Source organism: Salinibacillus aidingensis, from assembly GCF_039522525.1.
GTDB classification, from domain to species: domain Bacteria; phylum Bacillota; class Bacilli; order Bacillales; family Alkalibacillaceae; genus Salinibacillus; species Salinibacillus aidingensis.
Genome location: NZ_BAAADO010000006.1, coordinates 66048 through 89224 on the forward strand (window position 1 = coordinate 66048; position 23177 = coordinate 89224).

Annotated in this window: 22 protein-coding genes and 1 tRNA gene; 17 read left to right on the forward strand and 6 right to left on the reverse strand. The window is 42.0% G+C overall.

Going from position 1 to position 23177, the window contains the following annotated elements; all coding sequences use genetic code 11:
* Window positions 1-36 precede the first annotated feature (36 nt).
* The 5 genes from ABD006_RS14060 (at window position 37) to ABD006_RS14080 (ending at window position 4271) form a co-directional block, all read left to right on the forward strand.
* Window positions 37-498 (forward strand): 8-oxo-dGTP diphosphatase, encoded by a 462-nt coding sequence (locus tag ABD006_RS14060; RefSeq protein ID WP_343842344.1) that lies wholly within the window; start codon window positions 37-39, stop codon window positions 496-498.
* 20 nt (window positions 499-518) lie between these two features.
* Window positions 519-1400 carry an RNase adapter RapZ gene (gene rapZ, locus ABD006_RS14065; RefSeq protein ID WP_343842346.1) on the forward strand — a complete coding sequence of 294 codons (882 nt, stop codon included), beginning with the start codon at window positions 519-521 and terminating at the stop codon, window positions 1398-1400.
* Window positions 1401-1408: 8 nt separating this feature from the next.
* Window positions 1409-2368, forward strand: a complete 960-nt coding sequence (locus ABD006_RS14070; RefSeq protein ID WP_343842349.1) for a gluconeogenesis factor YvcK family protein — start codon at window positions 1409-1411, stop codon at window positions 2366-2368.
* Between the two features lie 19 nt (window positions 2369-2387).
* Window positions 2388-3335, forward strand: a complete 948-nt coding sequence (gene whiA / locus ABD006_RS14075) for a DNA-binding protein WhiA (RefSeq protein ID WP_343842351.1) — start codon at window positions 2388-2390, stop codon at window positions 3333-3335.
* Between the two features lie 681 nt (window positions 3336-4016).
* Complete coding sequence (locus ABD006_RS14080; RefSeq protein WP_343842353.1) at window positions 4017-4271, forward strand: HPr family phosphocarrier protein; 255 nt, start codon at window positions 4017-4019, stop codon at window positions 4269-4271.
* Window positions 4272-4363: 92 nt separating this feature from the next.
* On the opposite strand, the gene clpP is transcribed toward ABD006_RS14080, so the two are convergent.
* Window positions 4364-4948, reverse strand: coding sequence for an ATP-dependent Clp endopeptidase proteolytic subunit ClpP (clpP, locus tag ABD006_RS14085; RefSeq protein WP_343842355.1), 585 nt, complete (start codon window positions 4946-4948; stop codon window positions 4364-4366).
* A 504-nt stretch (window positions 4949-5452) separates the two neighbouring features.
* On the opposite strand from clpP, the gene ABD006_RS14090 reads away from it, so the two are divergent.
* Window positions 5453-5524: transfer RNA gene (locus tag ABD006_RS14090), tRNA-Arg, on the forward strand.
* A gap of 111 nt (window positions 5525-5635) precedes the next feature.
* Here ABD006_RS14090 and ABD006_RS14095 read toward each other — a convergent pair.
* Window positions 5636-5845 (reverse strand): DUF378 domain-containing protein, encoded by a 210-nt coding sequence (locus tag ABD006_RS14095; RefSeq protein WP_343842356.1) that lies wholly within the window; start codon window positions 5843-5845, stop codon window positions 5636-5638.
* A gap of 141 nt (window positions 5846-5986) precedes the next feature.
* On the opposite strand from ABD006_RS14095, the gene rpoN reads away from it, so the two are divergent.
* From rpoN to eno, 8 genes are all read left to right on the forward strand, one after another.
* Window positions 5987-7279, forward strand: a complete 1293-nt coding sequence (gene rpoN / locus ABD006_RS14100; protein ID WP_343842358.1) for an RNA polymerase factor sigma-54 — start codon at window positions 5987-5989, stop codon at window positions 7277-7279.
* Window positions 7276-7524, forward strand: a complete 249-nt coding sequence (locus ABD006_RS14105) for a glutaredoxin family protein (RefSeq protein WP_343842361.1) — start codon at window positions 7276-7278, stop codon at window positions 7522-7524. Before rpoN ends, ABD006_RS14105 begins: the two co-directional genes overlap by 4 nt.
* Window positions 7525-7679: 155 nt before the next feature.
* Entirely contained in the window at window positions 7680-8696 is a 1017-nt protein-coding gene (locus tag ABD006_RS14110) for a sugar-binding transcriptional regulator (protein WP_343842363.1), read from the forward strand.
* Window positions 8697-8742: 46 nt separating this feature from the next.
* Window positions 8743-9747 carry a type I glyceraldehyde-3-phosphate dehydrogenase gene (gene gap, locus ABD006_RS14115; protein WP_044163105.1) on the forward strand — a complete coding sequence of 335 codons (1005 nt, stop codon included), beginning with the start codon at window positions 8743-8745 and terminating at the stop codon, window positions 9745-9747.
* 130 nt (window positions 9748-9877) lie between these two features.
* Complete coding sequence (locus ABD006_RS14120) at window positions 9878-11062, forward strand: phosphoglycerate kinase (protein WP_343842367.1); 1185 nt, start codon at window positions 9878-9880, stop codon at window positions 11060-11062.
* Between the two features lie 38 nt (window positions 11063-11100).
* Window positions 11101-11862, forward strand: a complete 762-nt coding sequence (gene tpiA / locus ABD006_RS14125; protein ID WP_343842370.1) for a triose-phosphate isomerase — start codon at window positions 11101-11103, stop codon at window positions 11860-11862.
* Window positions 11855-13393, forward strand: coding sequence for a 2,3-bisphosphoglycerate-independent phosphoglycerate mutase (gpmI, locus tag ABD006_RS14130; RefSeq protein ID WP_343842373.1), 1539 nt, complete (start codon window positions 11855-11857; stop codon window positions 13391-13393). The genes tpiA and gpmI overlap by 8 nt, the downstream gene beginning before the upstream one ends.
* A 79-nt stretch (window positions 13394-13472) precedes the next feature.
* Window positions 13473-14759, forward strand: a complete 1287-nt coding sequence (gene eno, locus ABD006_RS14135) for a phosphopyruvate hydratase (RefSeq protein WP_343842376.1) — start codon at window positions 13473-13475, stop codon at window positions 14757-14759.
* A 120-nt stretch (window positions 14760-14879) separates the two neighbouring features.
* Here the strand turns inward: eno and ABD006_RS14140 are convergent, their stop codons facing one another.
* The 3 genes from ABD006_RS14140 to ABD006_RS14150 all read right to left on the reverse strand — a co-directional run bounded on the left by ABD006_RS14140 (window position 14880) and on the right by ABD006_RS14150 (window position 17728).
* A complete protein-coding gene (locus tag ABD006_RS14140) occupies window positions 14880-15275 on the reverse strand; it encodes a hypothetical protein (protein ID WP_343842380.1) in 396 nt (131 codons plus the stop codon).
* Between the two features lie 463 nt (window positions 15276-15738).
* Window positions 15739-17457: a phosphoenolpyruvate--protein phosphotransferase gene (ptsP, locus tag ABD006_RS14145; protein WP_343842383.1), complete on the reverse strand. Its 1719-nt coding sequence runs from the start codon at window positions 17455-17457 to the stop codon at window positions 15739-15741.
* A 4-nt stretch (window positions 17458-17461) separates the two neighbouring features.
* On the reverse strand, window positions 17462-17728 hold the full coding sequence (locus ABD006_RS14150; protein WP_343842386.1) for a phosphocarrier protein HPr: 267 nt from the start codon (window positions 17726-17728) through the stop codon (window positions 17462-17464).
* Window positions 17729-18128: 400 nt separating this feature from the next.
* On the opposite strand from ABD006_RS14150, the gene secG reads away from it, so the two are divergent.
* The 3 genes from secG to rnr all read left to right on the forward strand — a co-directional run bounded on the left by secG (window position 18129) and on the right by rnr (window position 21863).
* A complete protein-coding gene (gene secG / locus ABD006_RS14155) occupies window positions 18129-18362 on the forward strand; it encodes a preprotein translocase subunit SecG (protein WP_343842388.1) in 234 nt (77 codons plus the stop codon).
* Between the two features lie 153 nt (window positions 18363-18515).
* Window positions 18516-19262 (forward strand): alpha/beta hydrolase, encoded by a 747-nt coding sequence (locus ABD006_RS14160; protein ID WP_343842391.1) that lies wholly within the window; start codon window positions 18516-18518, stop codon window positions 19260-19262.
* A 300-nt stretch (window positions 19263-19562) separates the two neighbouring features.
* On the forward strand, window positions 19563-21863 hold the full coding sequence (gene rnr, locus ABD006_RS14165; RefSeq protein ID WP_343842394.1) for a ribonuclease R: 2301 nt from the start codon (window positions 19563-19565) through the stop codon (window positions 21861-21863).
* 394 nt (window positions 21864-22257) lie between these two features.
* Here rnr and ABD006_RS14170 read toward each other — a convergent pair whose 3' ends face one another.
* Window positions 22258-23139, reverse strand: a complete 882-nt coding sequence (locus ABD006_RS14170) for a GNAT family N-acetyltransferase (RefSeq protein ID WP_343842396.1) — start codon at window positions 23137-23139, stop codon at window positions 22258-22260.
* Window positions 23140-23177 lie beyond the last annotated feature (38 nt).

Below are 23177 nucleotides of genomic sequence, written 5' to 3' on the forward strand. Positions count from 1 at the left end.
AATTAAGGATGATGGTGTGTGACTTTCCCATTTGAGGTGATGAATTTGCAGCGCGTAACAAACTGTGTTTTACAATATGAAGATCATATTTTAATGTTGAAGAAACCGCGAAGAAACTGGTATGCCGCACCAGGAGGTAAAATGGAGCCTGGTGAGCATATTCAGCAATCAGTCAGGCGGGAGTTTTCGGAAGAGACAGGATTAACACTCGTGGACCCGGAATTAAAGGGTGTTTTTACATTTGTTATTAAGGAAGATGATCAGACGATTGATGAGTGGATGATGTTTACCTTTTCCGGTCGGCAATATCAGGGTACGTTAAATGAATATTGCAGAGAAGGAGAACTGGAATGGGTACCGGTCAGTGATGTGCTGAACAAGGACATGGCTGAAGGAGACCAGGTGATTTATAAACATATACTAAATCGAAATGATGTGTTATATGGTACATTTACATATACATCAAACGATGAACTTATCTCATTTCAGGTCGATTAAGCAGTAAAGGGGGCAATCCTATGAGCGAACAATCACAAAAAGTGGAGCTGGTGATTATAACAGGAATGTCAGGGGCAGGAAAAACAGTGGCCGTACAGAGCTTTGAAGATTTAGGGTATTTTTGTGTGGATAATTTACCGCCCGCACTGCTTCCGAAGTTTCTGGAATTAATGAAAGAAAACGATCAGCGTACACCTAAAGTAGCTGTCGTGATGGACCTAAGAGGAAGAGAGTTTTTTGATACATTAATTGATACATTAGTTCAGGTCGGGAAAGAGGACTGGATTTCTGAACAAATCCTCTTCCTGGAGGCAGATAATGATGTACTGGTTTCCCGCTACAAAGAAACGCGTCGTTCCCATCCTTTAGCTCCGGATGGCCTTCCTTTAGAGGGGATTAAAAAAGAGCGCGAGTTACTCGATGAGCTAAAGGGAAGAGCACAAATTATTATCGATTCATCTGATAAAAAACCACGAAAATTAAGAGAGGAAATTCTGCAGGCTTTTAAGGATCAGTCCCAGCATGTTTTCTCCATGAACGTCGTTTCCTTTGGATTTAAGCATGGGGTTCCGATTGATGCCGATCTGGTTTTTGATGTTCGCTTTCTTCCCAACCCCCATTATGTAGAATCGATGCGTCCTTTAACTGGAAAGGATGCTGAAGTTGCGGAATATGTTTTTAAATGGGCTGAAACAGACACTTTTATGAATAAACTGTTAGATATGCTGTCCTTTATGCTCCCGCAATATAAAAAAGAGGGTAAGCGTCAGTTGGTTGTGGGTGTAGGCTGTACAGGCGGACAGCATCGTTCTGTGGCTATTGCCGAAAAAATAGCCGACTATTTCCAAAGCGAATATGACACATATGTAACGCACCGAGAGATTGACAAAAAGAAAGGATAGCCATGTTTATGAGAGATAAACGGAAACCCAATGTAGTGGTGATTGGCGGCGGTACAGGTATGCCGGTGTTAATACGCGGACTGAAGGACTATCCATTAGATTTATCTGCTATCGTAACGGTAGCTGATGATGGAGGAAGTTCCGGACGCCTGCGCAGCGAAATGGCCATTCCTGCTCCTGGTGATATACGTAATGTGATTGCAGCCATGTCTGACGCAGAACCGATGATATTACAGATGTTTCAGCACCGATTTGAAAATGGGAACAGTTTATCCGGGCATTCACTGGGGAATTTGCTGCTCGCTGCCATGACCTCGATTACCGGTGATTTTTACAAAGGAATTAAGGAAATTTCCCGTGTATTAAATGTAAAAGGCAGGATTTACCCGATTGCAAACCAGAATATGTTTCTCCATGCGGAAATGGAGGATGGAAGTATCATCTCAGGTGAATCCCAAATTCCTTTAGTTAATAAAACGATTAAACGGGTATTTTTAAGCCCTGATCATATTGAACCACTTCCTGAAGCGATTCAGGCTATTAAAAATGCGGATTTAATTGTGATTGCCCCGGGCAGTCTTTATACAAGTATCCTTCCCAATATTATTATTCCTGAAATTGGAGAAGCTCTGAAAAAGCGGACAGGTAAAACGGTATATGTCTGTAATGTTATGACTCAATACGGAGAAACACAGGGCTATACAGCTGCCGATCATGTGCAGGCGATTCAGGATCATACTGGAGATCAGTGTGTGGATTCTATTGTTGTTCACAATGCGCCCATCGAACATGATGTTCAAAAGCTTTACGAAGAAGAAAAGGCAGAACCGGTTGTCTATGATATTCAACGCCTGCTTAAGATGGGACTGGAAATTATCGAGGGGGACATTATTGACCACACGAAAGTAAAATTACGACATGATACAGATAAAATTGCAAAACTATTATATTCATTAATGGAAAAATGAGTGTGAGGGGGTGCGGGAAGTGTCATTTGCTTCAGATATCAAAAAAGAATTAACGAAGGTCGAAGTTGATGCATGCTGTGTTGAAGCGGAATTGTCGGCATTAATTAAAATGAACGGGTCCATCTCCATATCGAATCAGGAATATATTTTGGATATCCAGACGGAAAATGCTGCGATTGCCCGGAGAATGTACACCTTACTAAAACAATTATACAGCCATCCGATTGAATTACTGGTACGAAAGAAAATGCGGCTGAAGAAGAATAATGTGTATATTGTCCGGCTCAAAAAAGACGTTCAGCCTCTCCTCGAGCAGCTTGAGATCCTGGATTCTCCGTTTAGCTTCAACCATGAAATAGCCGAAAAGTACATGGAAAAAACCTGCTGCAGGCGTTCCTATTTACGTGGGGCTTTTCTGGCTGGCGGATCTGTAAATAATCCTGAAACATCCTCATATCATTTGGAGATTTCATCGTTACATGAAGATCACAATGAAGCCTTATGTGGCCTCATGAATAAGTTCAACTTACACGCAAGAACGCTTGAGAGACGTAAGGGTTACATTACGTATTTAAAAGAGGCAGACAAGATTACGGAGCTTTTAATTAATTTAGGGGCTCATCAGGCACTGCTGAAATTTGAAGATGTGCGGATTATGAGGGATATGAGGAATTCGGTCAACAGACTGGTGAACTGTGAAACCGCCAATTTAAATAAAACAATCGGTGCAGCTTTCCGACAGGTTGAAAATATCCGATATATTGAGCAGACGGTTGGTCTGGAAGCTCTGCCTGACCGCTTGCAGGAAATAGCTGAACTTCGATTGAAACATCAGGATGTTTCTTTGAAAGAACTGGGTGAATTGGTTTCGACAGGTAAAATCAGTAAGTCGGGTATTAATCATCGTTTGAAAAAGATTGATGAGTTTTCTGAAAAACTAAGACGTGGAGAAATAAGTGAAGTGTAATACAAAAGGTTAGGCAAAGGATATGGGTCAGTACCCATGTCCTTTGCTGTTGCTTAGGAAATTATAAAATAAGCGATTTGTGGATAATAAAGACATGAGAGGCCACGTCCGGCTCCAGCGCCCAGCGACTAGCGAGACTTCCTTCACCTCCGTACGATAAGTCAACATCGACTCACAAGGTTTCTCGTGTTTCCTTTTCCGCGAGTTAACCGGCTGTAAGACCCCCTGTAGAAATAAATGGGGGGTCAACAGACAGTAAACACCCGATTTGTTCAACTAACAATCAGTGGGAATGAACCCCACTGATTGAAGTTTCACTTTATCTCCTACGGCTCAGTCCAGTCCGTACGTCGCTAATAGAAAAGCGGAGGCGACCGTTTAGGCCCGACGGCATAAGCAGAATATCCGGAGTGGCCGCTTTTTGGCCATGGAGGTTATTCTGCTTATGACCGCTTGGGCCTGGGAGCCGCAGCTGGACAAACGGGCGCTTCCGCCTTTGTTCCATCTTAAAATGAATGAATATTCATTTTATTTTTTCGTTTTCTTTTTGCCTTTTCCATGGTATAATGGCTTTAATTAAAACGCTTTCATAAATGATTTTTTGCTGGTTTATTCCTTTGGATAGCCATTGTACATATATTATACAAACATAGATATGGAGAGCAGAGAGGAGAATACAGATTGGTAGAACGAAAGGTTACGGTTGAATTGTCAACAGGCTTGCAGGCAAGGCCGGCTGCAAAATTTGTGCAGGAGGCCAATCGCTTTTCAGCAGATATATTTATTGAAAAAGATCAAAAACGTATAAATGGCAAGAGTATTATGGGATTGATGAGCCTGGCTATTGGGAGCGGTGAGGAAATTCTTCTCCAGGCCGATGGATCCGATGAACAGGATGCCATAAATGAACTAGCCACATTCGTTATGGTGGAGTGAGTGCACACATTGAAAGACAAAAACAAAAGGCATACCAATCACAGCGATTGGTATGCCTTTTGTACGGTGTTTTCGGTTTTCAGCTAAACTGCTTAATTCTTTGTCTCCATTACCTGGTCAATAAGTCCGTAATCAACGGCTTGCTGAGCGGACATGAAGTTGTCGCGGTCTGTGTCGCGCTCGATGACTTCAATTGGCTGTCCTGTACGCTCAGACAGGATTTGATTTAACTTTTTACGCATTTCAAGAATACGCTCTGCATGAATCTGAATGTCAGAAGCCTGCCCTTGTGTTCCACCAAGTGGCTGGTGAATCATGACTTCACTGTTTGGAAGGGCATAACGTTTACCTTTTGCTCCGGCATTAAGCAGGAATGCACCCATGGATGCAGCCATACCAATGCAGATGGTGGAAACATCAGGTTTAATGAACTGCATGGTATCGTAAATCGCCATACCTGCAGTGATGGAACCACCCGGAGAGTTAATGTAAAGGGAAATATCTTTATCCGGATCTTCAGCTGCAAGGAAAAGCATTTGGGCTACGACAGTGTTGGCAACATTGTCGTCAATTCCGCTTCCCAGCATAATAATACGGTCCTTCAGCAGTCTTGAGTAAATATCATAAGCACGTTCACCGCGATTGGTTTGTTCAATAACCGTTGGGATTAAATTCATAAAGTGATCCTCCTTGTTTCCTAAGTATTTTCGTCTGGCTAACTGATTAGCTAGCTTTTACTGGTCATTTTTTTGTTGACATGTTTATCATACCTAATTGGTCAATAAAGGTCAAACGAAAAACATTCATTCTCTTTATTGTTTTCATTCGTGCTTTTCTTTATCTTTCCTGCCAGACTTTTACCTTAAATTATATGTATCACATCAGAAACTAATCCCTACTATCCTCTCCTGTATAGGATAGAGATATACAAGGGGAATTTCATCAGGTATATAGGGTGAAATGTCTTTGATTGATGATAATATTTAATTATCACGTATTAACTGGCCGTAATACCCCGACTTCAAGTTTTGAGGGTAACCCAACAAGACTAAGTGGGGGATGGAGAAAACCCCCACTGATGGAAGTTTCACTTTATTGAACAGCTTCTTATTCCCCCCTTGCGTTTTTCCTTTTTCAGCTTTATAATAAAATATGTCGCTTTCTTCTTAACATAAAAATATGCCCTCGTGGTGTAACGGATAGCACGCGAGATTCCGGTTCTCGTAATAGGGGTTCGATTCCCTTCGAGGGCGCTCATTAATCAAAAAAAGGCAGCTTTTACAGCTGCCTTTTTTGTATTTACAATTTAGTGGATTTTTGCTCGGAAATCTTAAGAGGCCACCCAGCGTCATTTCCGCCCTTGATTACACTTCCTCATCCGAGCGGAACAATAACGGCAGACAAATCAATCCGCAGATTCCGACAACGGCATAAATTATACGGGGTAATAATTCATCCTGATCACCGCCTCCTAATAGTGCAGCTACCAGATCAAAATTAAAGAACCCGATTAATCCCCAATTAATAGCTCCGACAATGGTTAAAAACAATGCGAATCTTTGCAGACCATTCATATTTTGAACCTCCTTTAAAAGTCCTTACTTTTAGGATGTAAAAAAGTGGAACATTTATGCAAAATTTTAAAACTCTTAGGAAGGCAACTTTTTGGTATAATTTATATAGATAAACTTCTTTTTTAAAGGGGAGGCGTAAGGATGAAGCCAAAATTAACGCAGGAACAAAAGCTCACCTGGAAGCTGACACAGCAGCTCGGGCAGGCTATTGAACTCCTGCAGTATAATGGTTTTCAACTTCAGCAGTTTTTAGAAAAGCAAATGAAGGAAAATCCCCTGATAGAAGTAGAAACGGAGAGGACGGTACCTGATTATACACCTGCTAAACGTGGAATGGGATTTGATGAGAGCTTCTGGATCGATGATAGCCAGGATTTAGCCGGATATGTAAAAGAGCAGTTGCTGGATAAGAAACTGTCACCTACATTTAAGCAGATTGTAGAGTATGGCATTGATTCCCTGGATGAAAATGGCTATTTAACGATTGCATTAACCGATTGGCAATTTGCTTTTCAGACAGATGAGGAAACGATAGGAGAAGCCTTAGAGCTGATTCAAAGTCTGGATCCGGCGGGCATAGGGGCCAGAAACCTCCAGGAGTGTCTTGCTCTTCAGCTTTTTCGGAGTTCAGCGCCCAGTCGCCTGGCTATAAATATCGTTACCAACCACCTGGATTGGATTGCTGATGACCGGGTGGAAGATTTAATGATGGAGTATGGAGTTTCTGAAGCAGCCATTGAGGAGGCGATTCAGGATATCCAAAGCCTTCATCCGAAACCGGGCATACTGGTTGCCGGGAATACATCGTCTCCAATCATTCCTGATGGCGAGGTATTTCAAAGTAATGGGGTCTGGAAGGTGGCACTGACTGGTTGGAACAGTCCGACGATTACGATTGTTGACTATTCTATAGATCATAGCAGATTATCCCCGGAAGAAAGAGATTTTTTTCAAAAGTATACACAAGAGGGGAAATGGCTGCAAAAAGCACTTTCCCAGCGTTTGGACAGTCTTGATCGGGTTTTTAAATCCATTGTCAGACGACAGATTGCTTTCTTTGATTATGGTCCTGAGCATTTGAAACCACTGGTACTGCGGGAGATCGCTGAAGAAACAGGCTTACATGTTTCTACTGTAAGCCGTGCTGTGAAGGAAAAATACTTACAAACCCCTCATGGCATGTTTCCTGTGAAGTTTTTCTTTCAGCCCGGACTTCAGGGGGGAACAGGTGATGTGAGTGCCTATGCAATCAAACATCTTATTAAGGAAATGATTTCGCATGAGGATAAGCAAAAGCCTTTATCTGATCAGAAACTATCAGAAATGCTGAAAAATGAGTTTCAGATTGAAGTCTCAAGGCGTACCGTGGCAAAATACCGATTAGCACTTAAGCTGCCTTCCTCGAGCAAACGAAAAAGGAGACGAAACAAATGAAGAACAACATTATTTTTTATACCAAAGAGAATTGTCCGCTATGTGATGAAGCACGCAGCCTTTTAATGCTGCTGCAGACGGAATATGAGTTTAATATAGAGGAAAAGGATATTTATCAGGATGATCAGCTACTGGAGAAATATCAGATTTCGATCCCTGTTATTCGTGTGGATGGGGAAGAAATCGACGGCTCGCAAATGAATCTTCAACAAATAAGAAAAGTTTTTGACAAAAAGCTAAGATAATTGCATAATGAAAAGTGGATTGATAAACTAAGAATTAAGAATTGATGTATTTTTTTGCAGCATTCGGGACAAAATAGTCCATGGTGGGACGAAAACAACCCGATGGTCAGCAAAGGCTTGGTCACACTGATGTATCACTTAAAAGGGGCTTGCACATGAAAGACCTGATTTCTTTACAACAGAAAGTTTTCCCGGAAGTTATGGAAATTATGGAACGGCGCACAAATTTATTAAAAAGTATAGAGTTGTTACAGCCTATTGGGCGAAGAAGCTTAGCCGAACAGGTCAAGCTTACGGAACGACTCGTGCGCGGGGAAGTTGAATTTTTCCAGAAGCAGGGCTTTGTGGACATTACTTCAAAGGGAATACATATGACAACAGAAGGAGCAAGGATTGCCGAACAGCTGGAGCAGCTTATGAGAGAGATTTCCGGTGTGAAGGTTCTTGAGCACCAGGTAAAGGAAAAACTCCAGCTGGATAAAGTAATAGTGGTACCAGGTAATAGTGACAAGGAAAGAAGGGTAAAACAAGAGTTAGGTAAGGCTTGTGTTTCCTACTTGAAGGATGTCATTAAGGACCACATGACCATAGCGGTTACAGGTGGTAGCACCATGTCACTGGTTGCTGAATCTATGACACCTTTAAATAAAAAGGATTGCCTGTTTGTCCCTTCCCGTGGTGGTCTTGGGGAGCAGGTTGAAAATCAGGCCAACACCATATGTGCACAAATGGCCAAAAGAGCCCAAGGGGAATACCGGCTTCTTTATGTACCCGATCCAATCAGTGAAAAAGCCTATCAATCCATTATAGAAGAACCAGCTGTGAAGGAAATATCCAATGAAATTCAGAATGCAGATATCGTTTTACACGGAATCGGTGATGCGATCACGATGGCGAACAGAAGAAAAACGCCGAAAAGTCAGTTGGAGAAAATAAAGGAAGCTGACGGTGCAGGAGAAGCTTTTGGATATTACTTTGATAAATCCGGAAACATTGTACACAAAGTCCGGACCGTTGGATTGCAGATGGAAGATTTGCAAAAGATAAACCAAGTTATAGCTGTAGCAGGTGGAACATCCAAAGCTGATGCGATTGAATCCTATTTCAAGCAAGGGCAAAGCAATGTTCTTATAACCGATGAAGCTGCAGCAGAAAAGCTGTTAAAGGGATAACCCTTTCACATAAAATATGATTTAAATTTCTAAGGAGGAATTATAAATGGTAAAAGTAGGGATTAACGGTTTTGGCCGAATTGGTCGTAACGTATTCCGTGCAGCACTAAATAACAATGATGTAGAGGTTGTGGCTATCAATGATTTAACTGATGCTAATATGCTGGCCCACCTTCTTCAATACGATACTGTTCATGGGAAGCTTGACCAGGAAGTAACTGTTGATGGTGAAAACCTTGTCGTAGGTGGTAAAACTATTCAAGTACTTTCTGAAAGAGATCCTGCAAACTTAGGCTGGGGAGACCTTGGCGTTGAGATTGTTATCGAATCCACAGGTCGTTTCACTCAGCGTGACGATGCTAAGAAACACCTTGATGCAGGTGCGAAAAAGGTTATCATCTCTGCACCAGCTAAGCAGGAAGACCTTACAGTCGTTATGGGCGTTAACGAAGACAAGTATGACCCTGAAAGTCATCACGTACTTTCCAATGCATCCTGTACAACAAACTGCCTGGCACCATTTGCGAAAGTGCTAAATGATAAGTTCGGTATTAAGCGTGGACTTATGACAACTGTTCACTCTTATACAAATGACCAGCAAATCCTGGACTTACCACATAAAGACTATCGTCGTGCCCGTGCAGCAAGTGAAAATATTATTCCAACTACAACTGGTGCAGCAAAAGCTGTTTCCCTTGTACTTCCAGAGCTTGAAGGCAAATTAAATGGTATGGCTATGCGTGTGCCAACACCAAACGTTTCCCTTGTAGACTTAGTGGCCGAGCTTGATGAAAATGTAACAGCTGAAGATGTAAATGCTGCGCTTAAGGAAGCTGCTGAAGGTGAGCTTAAAGGTGTACTTGGTTACTCCGAAGAGCCATTAGTTTCCCGTGACTATAACGGAAGCACAGAATCTTCAACCATTGATGCGCTGACAACTCAAGTACTTGAAGACAACATGGTTAAGGTTATTTCCTGGTATGATAACGAGTCCGGTTACTCCAACCGTTGTGTAGACCTGGCTGCATATATTGCCAGCAAAGGTTTATAATACCAGTAGAGGAAAATAACCTCCCCTAACAGGATAGATTTAACACAAAAGGAGGAAGGGAATATCCCTCCTCCTTGTAATGTTTTTAAAATAGCTTATACATATGGCTCAACAAAAGGAGGGCTTTGTCATGAACAAACAGACAATCCGTGATGTTGATGTGAAAGGGAAGAAGGTTTTCTGTCGTGTTGATTTTAACGTACCGATGAAGGATGGAGAAATCACCGATGAAACCAGAATAAAGGCAGCCTTGCCAACCATCGAATTCCTTGTTGGAAATGGTGCTAAAGTTATTCTGGCCAGTCACCTGGGGCGTCCAAAAGGTGAAGTGGTTGATGAATTACGTCTTGATCCTGTTGCCCAACGGTTGAGTGATCATCTCAACAAACCGGTTACCAAAACGGATCAGGTTTACGGTGATGAAGTAAATCAGGCGATTAAGGAAATGGAAAATGGCGATGTTGTTTTACTTGAAAATGTACGTTTTGAAGCAGGAGAAAAGAAAAATGATGCAGAGCTTGCGAAGGCCTTTGCAGATTTAGCAGATTTGTATGTGAATGATGCATTCGGAGCTGCTCACCGTGCCCATGCTTCCACTGAAGGTGTGGCTCAATATCTCCCAGCTGTAGCCGGATTCCTTATGGAGAAAGAGCTGAAAGTATTGGGCAATGCATTAGAAAATCCAGATCGTCCATTTACAGCCATCATTGGTGGTGCCAAAGTTAAAGATAAAATTGGAGTTATTGATCACTTGATTGATAAAGCCGATCATTTAATCCTTGGCGGGGGCCTTGCTTACACATTTATTAAAGCCATGGGTCATGAGATTGGAAAGTCATTATTAGAAGAAGATAAAATTGATATGGCCAAGGATTACATGAACAAAGCCAAAGAGAAGGGCGTAAACTTATACCTTCCTAAGGATGTTGTTGTAGGCGATGACTTTTCTGAAGAAGCCAATACAAAGGTGGTCTCCATTGAAGATATTCCTTCTGACTGGGAAGGTATGGATATTGGACCGGAAACACGGAAGACCTTTGACCAGGTTATTAAAGACTCCAAACTGGTGATTTGGAATGGACCAATGGGTGTATTTGAGCTCGAATTGTTTGCCAATGGTACAAAATCTGTTGCCGAATCTCTTGCTGAAACGGATGCTTATACCGTTATCGGCGGTGGGGACTCTGCAGCAGCTGTCGAAAAGTTTGGCATGGCTGACCGTATGGACCATATTTCAACCGGTGGCGGTGCTTCCCTTGAATTTATGGAAGGAAAAGTTCTTCCAGGTGTTGCAGCCTTAAACGATAAGGAGTAATTCCTATTTAAAATAGAATTTGTTGATGAGGTGATCGAATGCGCAAAAAGATTATTGCAGGAAACTGGAAAATGAATAAAGTGGTTTCTGAAGCCAAACAGTTTTTAAGTGACGTCAAAGAAAACGTTCCATCTTCAGATCAGGTTGAAAGTGTTGTATGTGCACCATTCGTATCCCTTCCAGCTTTAGTAGAGCAGGCAAAAGGAACAGATGTGAAAATTGCGGCACAAAATATGCACTTTGAAGAAAATGGCGCATTTACAGGTGAAGTCAGTCCTGTCATGCTTCAGGATCTTGGCGTTGAATATGTAGTTTTAGGCCATTCCGAGCGCCGGGAAATGTTTAATGAAACCGATGAGTCCGTAAACAAAAAGGTTCATGCAGCCTTTTCCCATGAACTGACACCTATTGTTTGCGTTGGAGAAACGTTAGAGCAACGAGAAGCCAATGAAACGAAACCTCATGTTGAAAAGCAGGTAAAAGCCGCTCTTGAGGGTCTTTCTGAAGAGCAGGTAAAACAAGTTGTTCTTGCTTATGAGCCTATCTGGGCCATCGGTACAGGCAAAACTGCAACTTCCGAACAGGCAAATGAGGTTTGCACACATATCCGTGATGTCGTTCAATCAGCCGTTTCTGAAACAGCAGCAGATGCCATTCGTATTCAATATGGCGGCAGCGTGAAGCCGGCAAATGTTGATGAATTACTTGCACAATCCGATATCGACGGTGCGCTTGTAGGCGGTGCAAGTCTTGAGGCTGACTCCTTCTTAAAATTAGTGGAGGCAGGCAAAAATGAGTAAGGATAAATTAGCAGCATTAATTATTTTAGATGGTTTTGCAATAAGGGACGAGGAAAAAGGAAATGCGGTAAAACAGGCAAACACACCTAATTTTGACCGTTACTGGAGCCAGTTTCCGCACACACAATTGCAGGCAAGTGGAAAAGCAGTAGGACTTCCTGATGGCCAGATGGGGAACTCTGAGGTAGGCCACCTGAATATTGGCGCAGGACGTGTGGTTTACCAGAGTCTGACTCGAATTAACCTATCTATTGAGGATCAGAGCTTTTTCCAGAATGAACAATTTAACGACGTTGTTGAGCATGTAAAAAGTAAGGATAAAGCCCTTCACATCTTTGGCCTCTTATCTGATGGCGGGGTTCACAGCCATATTGAGCATTTATACGCGCTTCTTAAGATGGCAGCTGACAACGGCCTGGAAAAAGTGTATGTCCATGCGTTTCTTGATGGACGTGACGTAGGTCCAAAAACCGGTTCGACATACATTAATCAGACCGAGGAAAAAATGAAGGAATACGGTGTAGGGGAATTTGCTACCATTTCCGGCCGTTATTACGCAATGGACCGTGATAAACGCTGGGAGCGTATTGAGCTTGCTTACCGTGCGATGGTCTATGGCGAAGGACCTAAATTCAATAATCCTCACGAAGCATTAGAAGATGCCTATGAGGATGAAGTCTTTGATGAATTTGTTATTCCGGCGGTTATGACGGATGAAAACGGCGATCCTGTTGCAACCATTGAAGATGAGGATGCCATCATCTTTTATAACTTCCGTCCGGACCGGGCTTCCCAGATGACCAGAACTTTTACGAACCCGGACTTTGCCGGATTTGATTTAGGAGAAAAGGCACCGAAGAATGTACAGTTTGTCATGCTTACTCAATACAGTGATGACATTGATGCCAACGTTGCCTTTGGTCCGAATAACTTAAAGAATACGATAGGTGAGGTTGTTTCAAAAGAAGGTTTAACTCAATTGCGCATTGCAGAAACAGAAAAATATCCGCATGTGACCTACTTTATGAGTGGGGGTCGTGAGCAAACCTTTGAAGGTGAAGACCGAATTTTAATAAATTCGCCTAAAGTACCAACCTATGACCTCAAACCGGAAATGAGTGTCTATGAAGTCACAGATGCATTGCTGAAGGACCTTGACGAGGATAAGCACAATGTAATTCTCTTAAACTTTGCAAATCCTGATATGGTCGGGCATTCCGGCAGGTTAGAGCCTACAATAAAAGCAATTGAAGCGGTTGATGAATGTTTAGGAAAAGTTGTGGACAAAATTTTAGAAAAGGGTGGCCATGCAGTTATTACAGCCGATCACGGCAACTCAGATGAAGTGATTACGCTGGATGATAAACCAATGACTGCTCATACGACAAATCCAGTCCCTGTTATCGTTACGAAAGAGGGCGTGGAATTACGTGAAGAAGGGATTTTGGGAGACTTATCTCCAACCATCCTTGATTTACTGAACGTTGAAAAACCGATTGAAATGACAGGTGAATCGTTAATTAAAAAATAAAAAATGATTTGGCTGACAGGATTGAATGTCAACATAACGAAATCATACATGAAATGAATAGAAAAAGGAGAGTATCAATATGCCATACATTACAGATGTTTATGCTCGCGAAGTATTGGACTCACGCGGCAATCCAACCGTTGAAGTTGAAGTATATACAGAATCAGGTGCTTACGGTTCTGCACTTGTACCTAGTGGTGCATCAACAGGTGAATACGAAGCTGTTGAATTACGTGACGGAGATAAAGACCGCTATCTTGGTAAAGGAGTTTCCAACGCAGTAAGCAACGTAAACGAAATTATTGCACCGGAACTCATTGGATATGATGCCACTCGTCAGGTGGACATTGATGAAATTATGATTCAATTAGATGGCACAAATAATAAAGGCAATCTGGGAGCCAATGCGATTTTAGGTGTATCCATGGCTGTTGCACATGCGGCTGCCGACTATGTTGGTCTTCCTCTTTACCAGTACTTAGGTGGATTCAGCGCAAAAGTGCTTCCAACTCCAATGATGAATATCTTAAACGGTGGTGAGCACGCAGATAATAACGTGGATATTCAGGAATTCATGATTATGCCAGCAGGTGCTCCAAGCTTTAAAGAGGCTCTTCGTATGGGAGCAGAAATTTTCCACAGCCTGAAAAAAGTGCTAAGCTCCAAAGGCTATAATACTGGTGTTGGTGATGAAGGTGGGTTCGCGCCAAACCTTAAGTCAAATGAAGAGGCCCTATCCACGATTGTAGAAGCAATTGAAGCAGCTGGCTATAAACCAGGTGAACAAGTGAAGCTTGCCATGGATGTTGCTTCCTCTGAGATTTATGAGGATGGAAAATATAATCTTAAAGGGGAAGGCGTTGTTCGTACCTCTGAAGAAATGGTTCAATGGTATGAAGATCTTGTGAACCGATTCCCTATTGTTTCCATTGAAGATGGTCTTGATGAGGATGATTGGGAAGGCCACAAGCAGCTTACCGAACGTATCGGTGACCGTGTGCAGCTAGTAGGAGATGATCTGTTTGTAACCAACACGGAACGCCTTGGACGTGGTATTGAGCAGGGCGTAGGTAACTCCATTCTTGTTAAAGTAAACCAGATTGGAACACTTACCGAAACCTTCGAAGCCATTGAAATGGCGAAAACGGCCGGCTATACAGCTGTTATTTCCCACCGTTCCGGGGAAACAGAGGATGCAACCATCGCAGACATTGCCGTTGCTACCAACGCAGGCCAAATCAAAACCGGTGCCCCATCCCGTACCGATCGAGTAGCTAAGTATAATCAGCTTCTAAGAATTGAAGATATTCTTGGTGCAACCTCAAACTATGCAGGTGCAGAAGCCTTTTACAACCTGAATAAATAATGATTGATATAAAAAACGGCATCCTTTTTGGGTGCCGTTTTTCTGTAGTTATAAATGTTTGATGAGGGCAAGTAAAAGGCAGCCTTTAAGCTGCCTCAATGAAAATCATATTGTACCTGATTAGTATCCGCCGCCGTATCCATAAGGGGAAAAAGGATAGAAATATGGGTATGGGAACATTCTTCCTATAAAGCGGAATGGGAATCGTTGTCTGCGGAATCGGCGATATCTTCTCCGGCGGGGACGACCGTATCCGTCGTAGCCATCTCCATTATAGCCGTACCCATAATCATTGTCTCCATAATCATAGCCAAATTGTCTGTTTGTGATTTCTCCGTCAATGTCTTCTGCGACTAATATGACGACATTTTCCGCATCGATGTCGTCGATAATCCCATCGAACTGTGAACCATCATTTAATTGTACGATAACATGATAATTCATATACGTTTGACATTGGTTTTTCATGTGGTCAGGCTGAAAACTTCCCTGAGTTTGAGTCTGATAAGGATTCATTTGATTATAGTGATGCACTTGTAAATCTCTCCCTTCTTTTCATTCATTTCCAGGATATTCAACTACTAATTAGGTTGTTAATGAATGGGAGAAAAAATCATTGATATTTTATAAAAGGCTATTTTAACTTAGTTTGTTGCTCTAGCCACCGCAGTTGAAATACACTACGCTTTCTATGGGTGAGCGGTGAGCCTCCTCGTGCTCTTAAAATTACGGTTATTGCAAGGGCCTGAATGGCAATAACGAAAATAAACGTCGGACTGATTCCCATCACATCAGAGCTAATTGAAAAAGCTGTAAACTCATCATCATAAAATCCTCCCTGTTTTGGAAATCTGCCTTACCAATGGTGATTCTTTCTATCTTCATTGTGCAGGGGGGATCTTCCGAGTTCCTTGATTTAAAATCTAGTTTTTAGAGAATATAAAAAACCGGCAAACGATTGTCTGCCGGTTTTATATCATTATGATTCCGTAATGTTTTTTACGAACTCAACAACTTCTTCTGCTGTTGATTTTGATAAGATTTCATCCTTGTAAGAGGAAATCTCTTCTTTAGATAGTTTCAGCAGCTGTGAGCGTGCGGGTAAAATAGAGGTGGCGCTCATGCTGAATTCATCCAGACCTAAGCCTAAAAGAATTGGAATCGCAATAGGATCCCCGGCCATTTCGCCGCACATACCTGCCCATTTTCCTTCTGCGTGAGCCGCTTCAATCACATTGCTGACCAGATTTAGAATAGCAGGATGGTATGGTTGATATAAGTATGAGACCTTTTCATTCATACGGTCTGCTGCCATAGTGTATTGGATTAAGTCGTTTGTACCAATACTGAAGAAATCGACTTCCTTGGCAAATTGTCTGGCAATAACTGCAGTGGAAGGAATTTCAACCATGATACCAACTTCGATATCATCAGAAACTTCTTTTCCTTCCTGTTTCAAGTTATCTTTTTCCTCAAGAAGAATGGCTTTTGCCTGTTTAAATTCGTCAATGGTAGCCACCATTGGGAACATAATTTTCAGGTTGCCATAGACACTTGCACGTAGTAAGGCACGTAACTGTGTACGGAAAATATCGTCACGTTCCAGGCAGAAACGAATCGCTCTAAATCCTAAGAATGGATTTAATTCCTTAGGTAAATCCAGGTAATCAAGCTCTTTGTCTCCACCAATATCAAGAGTACGAACAACGACAGGCTTGTCACTGCCTACACCTTCGAGAACGGCTTTATAGGCATCGTATTGCTCCTCTTCTGTTGGAAGACTGCTTTTTCCCATATAAAGAAATTCGGTACGGTAAAGACCTACACCCTCGCCACCATTACGTAGAACACCTTCTACATCATCCGGAGTACCAATATTGGCAACGAGCTCGACACGTTTGTCATCAGCAGTTACAGATGGTTCATCCTTTAATTTGGCCCATTCTGCTTTTTGTTCTTCAAACTGTGCCTGCTTTTGTTCATAGGCCTTTCGTTCACTATCATCAGGATTTATCAGAACTGTACCATCCAATCCGTCAATAATAACCATATCTCCATCATTAATGGTTTGGGTGACTTCCTTTGCACCAACTACAGCAGGAATCTCCAAAGATCTTGCCATGATGGCGGAGTGTGAAGTACGTCCTCCAATATCGGTTGTAAACCCTTTGACGAACTGCTTGTTTAACTGGGCTGTATCGGATGGAGTTAAATCCTGGGCAACCACAACAACCTCCTCATCAATTAAGGCTGGGTTTGGAAATGGCCGTTCTAATAAATGAGCAAGGATTCGTTTGGTAACGTCGCGGATGTCAGCTGCGCGCTCCCGCATATATTCGTTATCCATGTTTTCAAACATTGTGATAAACATATTAGCGGTTTCATCCAGTGCAGCCTCAGCGTTTACCTGATCTGATTTGATTTTATCTTCAATCGGCTGGATTAACTCAGGATCATCTAATACTAATAGGTGAGCAGAAAATATTTCAGCATGTTCATCACCCATTTTTTCCTTTGCATGAGCTTTAATCTTTTCCAGCTCTGATTTTGATTTCTCAATTGCGGCTTCTAATCGTTGAATCTCCTCTTCCGGATTCTGATCTTTTTTCGTCTCAAACGTAAGGTCAGGTGTTTCTAAAAGGTAAGCCTTTGCAATGGCAATCCCATTAGAAGCCGCAATCCCTGTTAATTGACTCATAAAATTACTCCCCCAGGTTTTCATTTTTCATTACGTCAGCGAGTGCGTTAATCGCGTCTTCTTCGTCGTTACCTTCAGCTGTAATTTTAACTTCTGCGCCAGTTGGAATCCCGAGAGACATAATTCCCATAATGGATTTCAGGTTTACTGACTTTTCGTTATATACCATATTTATATCTGAATTAAATTTACCTGCATTTTGTACCAATAAAGTGGCAGGGCGTGCATGAACCCCTTCAGCTGCTGTAATTTTAAAAGTTTTTTCGACCATAGTGATTTCCTCCTATATTATTGTTTCTTTATGTTTGTTACCGAATTCATAAGTGAGCAATGTTATTCATTCTTTTAGTTTCATCTACTTAATGGTAAATATTCTTATACGGTATTTAGGGTTAAAAATGAATTCAGTAGACAAACCTTTAATCACTTCTATAATTTTATCGCAAGGCCAATATGAATATCAATGAAAATCACTTACTTTTCATCAAAAAACGACATTTTGTTCACAAATTGTTCTCTTTACTTGCTTCTATGGTTTCACCTTGCTACGTATATGTTTTTATGCTACATTTAGTAGAGATATAAACATATGCTAAATAGGGATTGAGTGTTTTTATATTACTTTTTTGATATAAGTTGTCCCGCATGTTATTGGAGGTGCAGGAAATACCATGTATGGTACACTGGTTACGTTACTAATTATTGACGCTATTATTATGATTGTTCTCGTTTTATTACAATCAGGAAAAAGTGCTGGTCTGTCTGGAGCGATTTCGGGTGGTGCTGAGCAGTTATTCGGGAAGCAAAAGGCACGTGGAATTGATGCTGTACTTCACCGTGCAACGATTGTTGCTGGAATACTCTTTTTTGTCATTACATTTGCGTTAGGTTATATTGTTCAGTAAACAGCAAGATTTACTTGCTGTTTTTTTATATGTTAAATAAGGTATAGGTAAATACACCGAATTTCCCAGTACTGGTGAGATTCGTGTCTTTCTAATGGGCGAAAAATGATAAGGCGAAAAATTACATAGGCTACGAAAGAGGAGTTGACAAACATGAAAATCAAAACACCTGAACCATTTACATTTGAAGCTGGAAAACGTGCGGTGCTCCTGCTCCATGGATTTACCGGTCACTCTGCTGATGTCCGGATGCTTGGCCGATTCCTGCAAAAGAAAGGCTATACATGTCATGCACCTATTTATCGTGGACATGGTGCACCCCCGGAGGAGTTAATTAAATATGATACAGATAACTGGTGGGAAGACGTTCAGCAGGCGCTGCATCACTTGCGTATCCTTGGGTATGATGAAATAGCTGTTGCCGGGCTGTCACTGGGAGGTGTTATGGGCCTAAAGCTTGCCTATTCTGAACCAATCATGGGTGTTGCACCTATGTGTGCCCCTATGTTCTTTGATAATACCTCACAGCTGTCCAAAGGTTTTCAGCAGTTTGCCAAGGAATATAAACAGCTGGAAGAAAAGGATAGTGATCAGATTAAGGATGAAGTCCGCCAACTGATGGAAAATTCCACACATACATTTGAAAAACTTGGAGAATTTATAACCGACGTTCATGATCATATTGATGAAATTTATACGCCAACCTTTGTTGTTCAGGCCGGAAAAGACGAAATGATTAACCCGGAAAGTGCCAATTACATTCATGATCAGGTAGAAACTGACGAAAAACAAATCAAATGGTATGAAGACTCTACCCATGTCATTACCCTATCCAACGAAAAAGAACAACTATACGAAGACATTTATCAGTTTCTCGAATCCCTCGATTGGACATACTAGGTAGAAAAGCGGAAGGGGGCTGGTTAGAACCGACTGTGTAAGCAGGTCCCATGGAGTGGCGAGTTTTTGGCCATGTAATGGGAATTGCTTACATCAGCGAGGTTCTGGCCCCTGTAGCTGGACAAAGAAAAGCGGAGGCGACCGGTTAGGTCATACGGGATAAGACAAAGACATGGTGGTTTTGCCACGTAATGGCTTTGGCTTATATCCGTTTTGACCTGGGAACCCCAGCTGGACAAAGAACAACGAAGGCGAAAAAGCGATGAAAAACATTCCCCCTTCAAAGGAAGGTGAGAGAACATGAGTGAAATTAAGGAAAAAATTCTTTCCTATTTTAATGAAAATGCCAAACCACTGTCTGTACATGAAATTGAGGAAGTTCTTGAATTAGATGAGAATGTAGAATCTTTTAAAGATTTAGTCAAAACGTTAAACGAACTGGAGCAGGAAGGGGAGCTAGTTCGGACACGTAAAAATCGCTATGGATTGCCTGAAAAAATGAATTTAATCCGTGGAACCATTCAGATGCATGCGAAGGGATTTGCCTTTTTAATCCCTGATGAGGAAGAAAAAGATGATGTATTTATTAATCACCGCGATTTAAATTCTGCGATGAATGATGATCGGGTATTAGTACGGATTGAGTCAGGGGCAACTAGTGGCCAACGCCCTGAGGGAACGGTTATACGTATTCTGGAAAGGAACACAAATCGTATTGTCGGCACTTTCCAGGACAATGGTTATTTTGGTTTTGTCATTCCGGATGATAAACGAATTCCTAACGATATTTTCATCCCAAAAGGCATGACAAGCGGGGCCGTTGATGGCCATAAGGTAATTGTGGAAATTACGAAATATCCCGAGGACCGCATGAGTGCCGAGGGGGCAGTAGTGGAAATTCTTGGTCACAAAAACGATCCTGGCATTGATATTTTATCCGTTATTTATAAGCATGGAATTAAATCTGACTTTCCGGATGAAGTGATGGAGCAGGCCACCCAGGTTCCGGATACCATTGACCCGTCTGAATTGAAAAATCGCCGGGATCTTCGGGATGAATTGATTATTACCATTGATGGTGCCGATGCGAAAGACCTGGATGATGCGGTTACGGTTAATCGACTGGAAAATGGGAACTACAAATTAGGCGTCTATATCGCGGATGTTTCCTACTATGTAAAAGAAGATTCGCCTATTGATAAGGAAGCATTGGAACGTGGTACCAGTGTATATTTAACAGACCGAGTCATTCCGATGATCCCGCATCGTCTGTCTAACGGGATTTGTTCATTGAATCCCCGTGTGGATCGCCTGACGCTATCCTGTGAAATGGAAATCACGGATGAAGGTGAGATTGTTAATCACGATATTTTTCAGAGTGTTATTAAAACAACCGAGCGCATGACTTATCATGATGTAAATGAAATTTTAGTCAATGAGGATCAGGAACTGAAGCAGAAGTATGAGCATATCACACCAATGCTTAAGGATATGGAGGCTTTGGCACAGATTCTCCGGACGAAGCGGATGGAACGTGGTGCAATTGACTTTGACTTTAAAGAAGCTAAGGTCGAGGTGAATGAGGCAGGAGAAGCTACAGATGTCGTGTTAAGAGAACGCTCCGTTGGTGAAAAGCTGATTGAGGAATTTATGCTGGCTGCCAATGAAACCGTAGCTGAGCACTTCCATTGGATGCAGGTTCCTTTTATCCATCGTATTCACGAGGATCCAAAACCGGAAAAACTGGAGCATTTCTTTGAGTTTATCGCCAATCTTGGCTATGTGGTCCGGGGAACCGCTAATGACATTCACCCGAAGGCTTTGCAGTCTGTCCTTGAGGAAGTAAAAGGGACCCAGGAGGACATGGTGATATCCAAACTGATGCTCCGTTCCATGCAGCAGGCGAAGTATGATCCTCAAAGCTTAGGTCACTTCGGGCTGTCAACAGAGTTTTATACCCATTTTACATCACCAATCCGACGTTATCCGGATTTAACGGTTCATCGCCTGATCCGGACGTACCTTGTTGAAGAGAAAATGGACGAGAATACAAGGGAAAAGTGGAAGGATAAGCTGCCTGAGATTGCGAGACACACCTCGTTTATGGAAAGACGGGCTGTCGATGCAGAGCGTGAGACGGATGACCTCAAAAAGTGTGAATTTATGAAGACGAAAATTGGACAGGAATTTGACGGTGTGATTAGTTCAGTTACCGGTTTTGGACTGTTTGTCGAGCTGCCAAATACGATTGAAGGTCTTGTTCACGTCAGCTTTTTAACCGATGACTATTACCACTTTGATGAACGTCATTATGCCATGATTGGTGAACGGACAGGTAATGTCTTCAGAATTGGTGACGAGCTGACGGTTCGCTGTGTCAATGTGAATATTGAAGAGCGTGATATTGATTTTGAAATTGTCGGCATGAAACCGCGAAAAGAGAGACCTGTAAAAGAACGGCCTACGGTGATTAAAACGAAAGAAAAGAAGTCGAAGCCGAAAGAAAGCAAAAACGGTCCTAAGAAGGAGAAAAAGGGCGGTAAGAAGTCAAAGCATAAGCCGTTTTATCAAAGTGCACCGAAAAAAGGGAAAAAGAAGTAAAAAAAGCTGGAACAAATTGTTCTTTTAAGAAGTTTCTGAATTAGGGTTGGTGTTTAAAACCGCTCCGGAAATATACTTCGCTTTCCGCGGGCGGCTGGTGAGCCTCCTCGCGCTTTCGCACTTGTCCAGTTACGGCTCCCAGGCCCAAGCAGTCATAAGCAGAATCCACTACGTGACAAAAAGCGTGTCACTTCATGGATTCTGCTTATGCTGTCGGACCTAAACGGTCGCCTTCACTTTTCTTTGCGGGGTCTCACCTAGGCCTTTCTCCCGCGACGAACAGGACGTTCTAGTGTCGGCGTTGGCACAGGACGTGCCGTTTTTAGCCGACCAGGAGTCTACGTATATTTCCTGCGCTAAAATGGTTTATAAATTTCGTTATATCCACATTAGATTATGGTGAACGTTTCCCATCTGTTTCCTTCCAGACTCCGTGTAATACCCATGGCTTACGGATTTCGAATGAATCAAGGTTTTTTGCCCGGTCCAATCCTTCCTGCATGAAGTCAATCCATAGTCTGTGTTCCGTAAAGTTTGTCTCCAGTTGATTCATAACTGTATCCCAGAAACCAGGCTGTTCAAAGTGATCATTCCACGGATACATCACCATAGCATAAAGCTCTTTCTTCTGATCCTCTTTCATGATAAAGAAACGGGTTCGATCTTTATTGGCGAAAAATAGTGATTCCGCTAAATCTTCGTTTGTCAGGAAGTTATCCTGATAAGGGAATGGATAATAGCACTGATAAGGAAAAACTTCAAAATCACTTTTCTCAAATAAATTTAAAATCTCACGCTTTTCCTCTGTGGTTTCAAGCTGATCCCATAGAGGCCCAGCTGTTCCCTTAACCGTTTCCCCATTATTAAGTTTTACTGGATATAATGGAGGGTGAGATGGAAACCCGAGCTTTTCAAGAACTTTTAAAGCAGGCTTGTTATGAATTTCTGTATTGGCTCCAATCCATTTAATATCCTTTCTTTCTTTTAAATCCCTGATGATATGTTTAAGGAGCTCAGTCGCATTGCCCTTAGCTAAAAAACGCCGATCGCTTCGGAGTCTGCCGAGCATCGCATACTGACGCAAGTAGATGGAGTACCCGGCTACCGTAAGCATCTGGTTTCTATCAAACAGACCGTATAAAGCATGCTCATCGCTATGAATAAGCTTTTGGAAAATCCGGACTACATAATCATCTTCAATCCCTGTCTTCATATTTGTTAAATACTCAAAATCATTGTCATTCAGTCTGCGAATTTGCAACAGTCGATTGGTCATGATGAAGGACCCCCTAAGTATAATTTCCCCTCCTTATA

What these genes read in the sequence shown, in the direction of transcription:
- rapZ (WP_343842346.1), top strand. Translation starts at nt 519, where the DNA reads ATGAGCGAACAATCACAAAAAGTGGAGCTGGTGATTATAACAGGAATG.
- ABD006_RS14070 (WP_343842349.1), top strand. Translation starts at nt 1,409, where the DNA reads ATGAGAGATAAACGGAAACCCAATGTAGTGGTGATTGGCGGCGGTACA.
- clpP (WP_343842355.1), bottom strand. Translation starts at nt 4,948, where the DNA reads ATGAATTTAATCCCAACGGTTATTGAACAAACCAATCGCGGTGAACGT.
- ABD006_RS14095 (WP_343842356.1), bottom strand. Translation starts at nt 5,845, where the DNA reads ATGAATGGTCTGCAAAGATTCGCATTGTTTTTAACCATTGTCGGAGCT.
- rpoN (WP_343842358.1), top strand. Translation starts at nt 5,987, where the DNA reads ATGAAGCCAAAATTAACGCAGGAACAAAAGCTCACCTGGAAGCTGACA.
- ABD006_RS14105 (WP_343842361.1), top strand. Translation starts at nt 7,276, where the DNA reads ATGAAGAACAACATTATTTTTTATACCAAAGAGAATTGTCCGCTATGT.
- ABD006_RS14110 (WP_343842363.1), top strand. Translation starts at nt 7,680, where the DNA reads ATGAAAGACCTGATTTCTTTACAACAGAAAGTTTTCCCGGAAGTTATG.
- gap (WP_044163105.1), top strand. Translation starts at nt 8,743, where the DNA reads ATGGTAAAAGTAGGGATTAACGGTTTTGGCCGAATTGGTCGTAACGTA.
- ABD006_RS14120 (WP_343842367.1), top strand. Translation starts at nt 9,878, where the DNA reads ATGAACAAACAGACAATCCGTGATGTTGATGTGAAAGGGAAGAAGGTT.
- tpiA (WP_343842370.1), top strand. Translation starts at nt 11,101, where the DNA reads ATGCGCAAAAAGATTATTGCAGGAAACTGGAAAATGAATAAAGTGGTT.
- gpmI (WP_343842373.1), top strand. Translation starts at nt 11,855, where the DNA reads ATGAGTAAGGATAAATTAGCAGCATTAATTATTTTAGATGGTTTTGCA.
- eno (WP_343842376.1), top strand. Translation starts at nt 13,473, where the DNA reads ATGCCATACATTACAGATGTTTATGCTCGCGAAGTATTGGACTCACGC.
- ABD006_RS14140 (WP_343842380.1), bottom strand. Translation starts at nt 15,275, where the DNA reads ATGAATCCTTATCAGACTCAAACTCAGGGAAGTTTTCAGCCTGACCAC.
- ptsP (WP_343842383.1), bottom strand. Translation starts at nt 17,457, where the DNA reads ATGAGTCAATTAACAGGGATTGCGGCTTCTAATGGGATTGCCATTGCA.
- ABD006_RS14150 (WP_343842386.1), bottom strand. Translation starts at nt 17,728, where the DNA reads ATGGTCGAAAAAACTTTTAAAATTACAGCAGCTGAAGGGGTTCATGCA.
- secG (WP_343842388.1), top strand. Translation starts at nt 18,129, where the DNA reads ATGTATGGTACACTGGTTACGTTACTAATTATTGACGCTATTATTATG.
- ABD006_RS14160 (WP_343842391.1), top strand. Translation starts at nt 18,516, where the DNA reads ATGAAAATCAAAACACCTGAACCATTTACATTTGAAGCTGGAAAACGT.
- rnr (WP_343842394.1), top strand. Translation starts at nt 19,563, where the DNA reads ATGAGTGAAATTAAGGAAAAAATTCTTTCCTATTTTAATGAAAATGCC.
- ABD006_RS14170 (WP_343842396.1), bottom strand. Translation starts at nt 23,139, where the DNA reads ATGACCAATCGACTGTTGCAAATTCGCAGACTGAATGACAATGATTTT.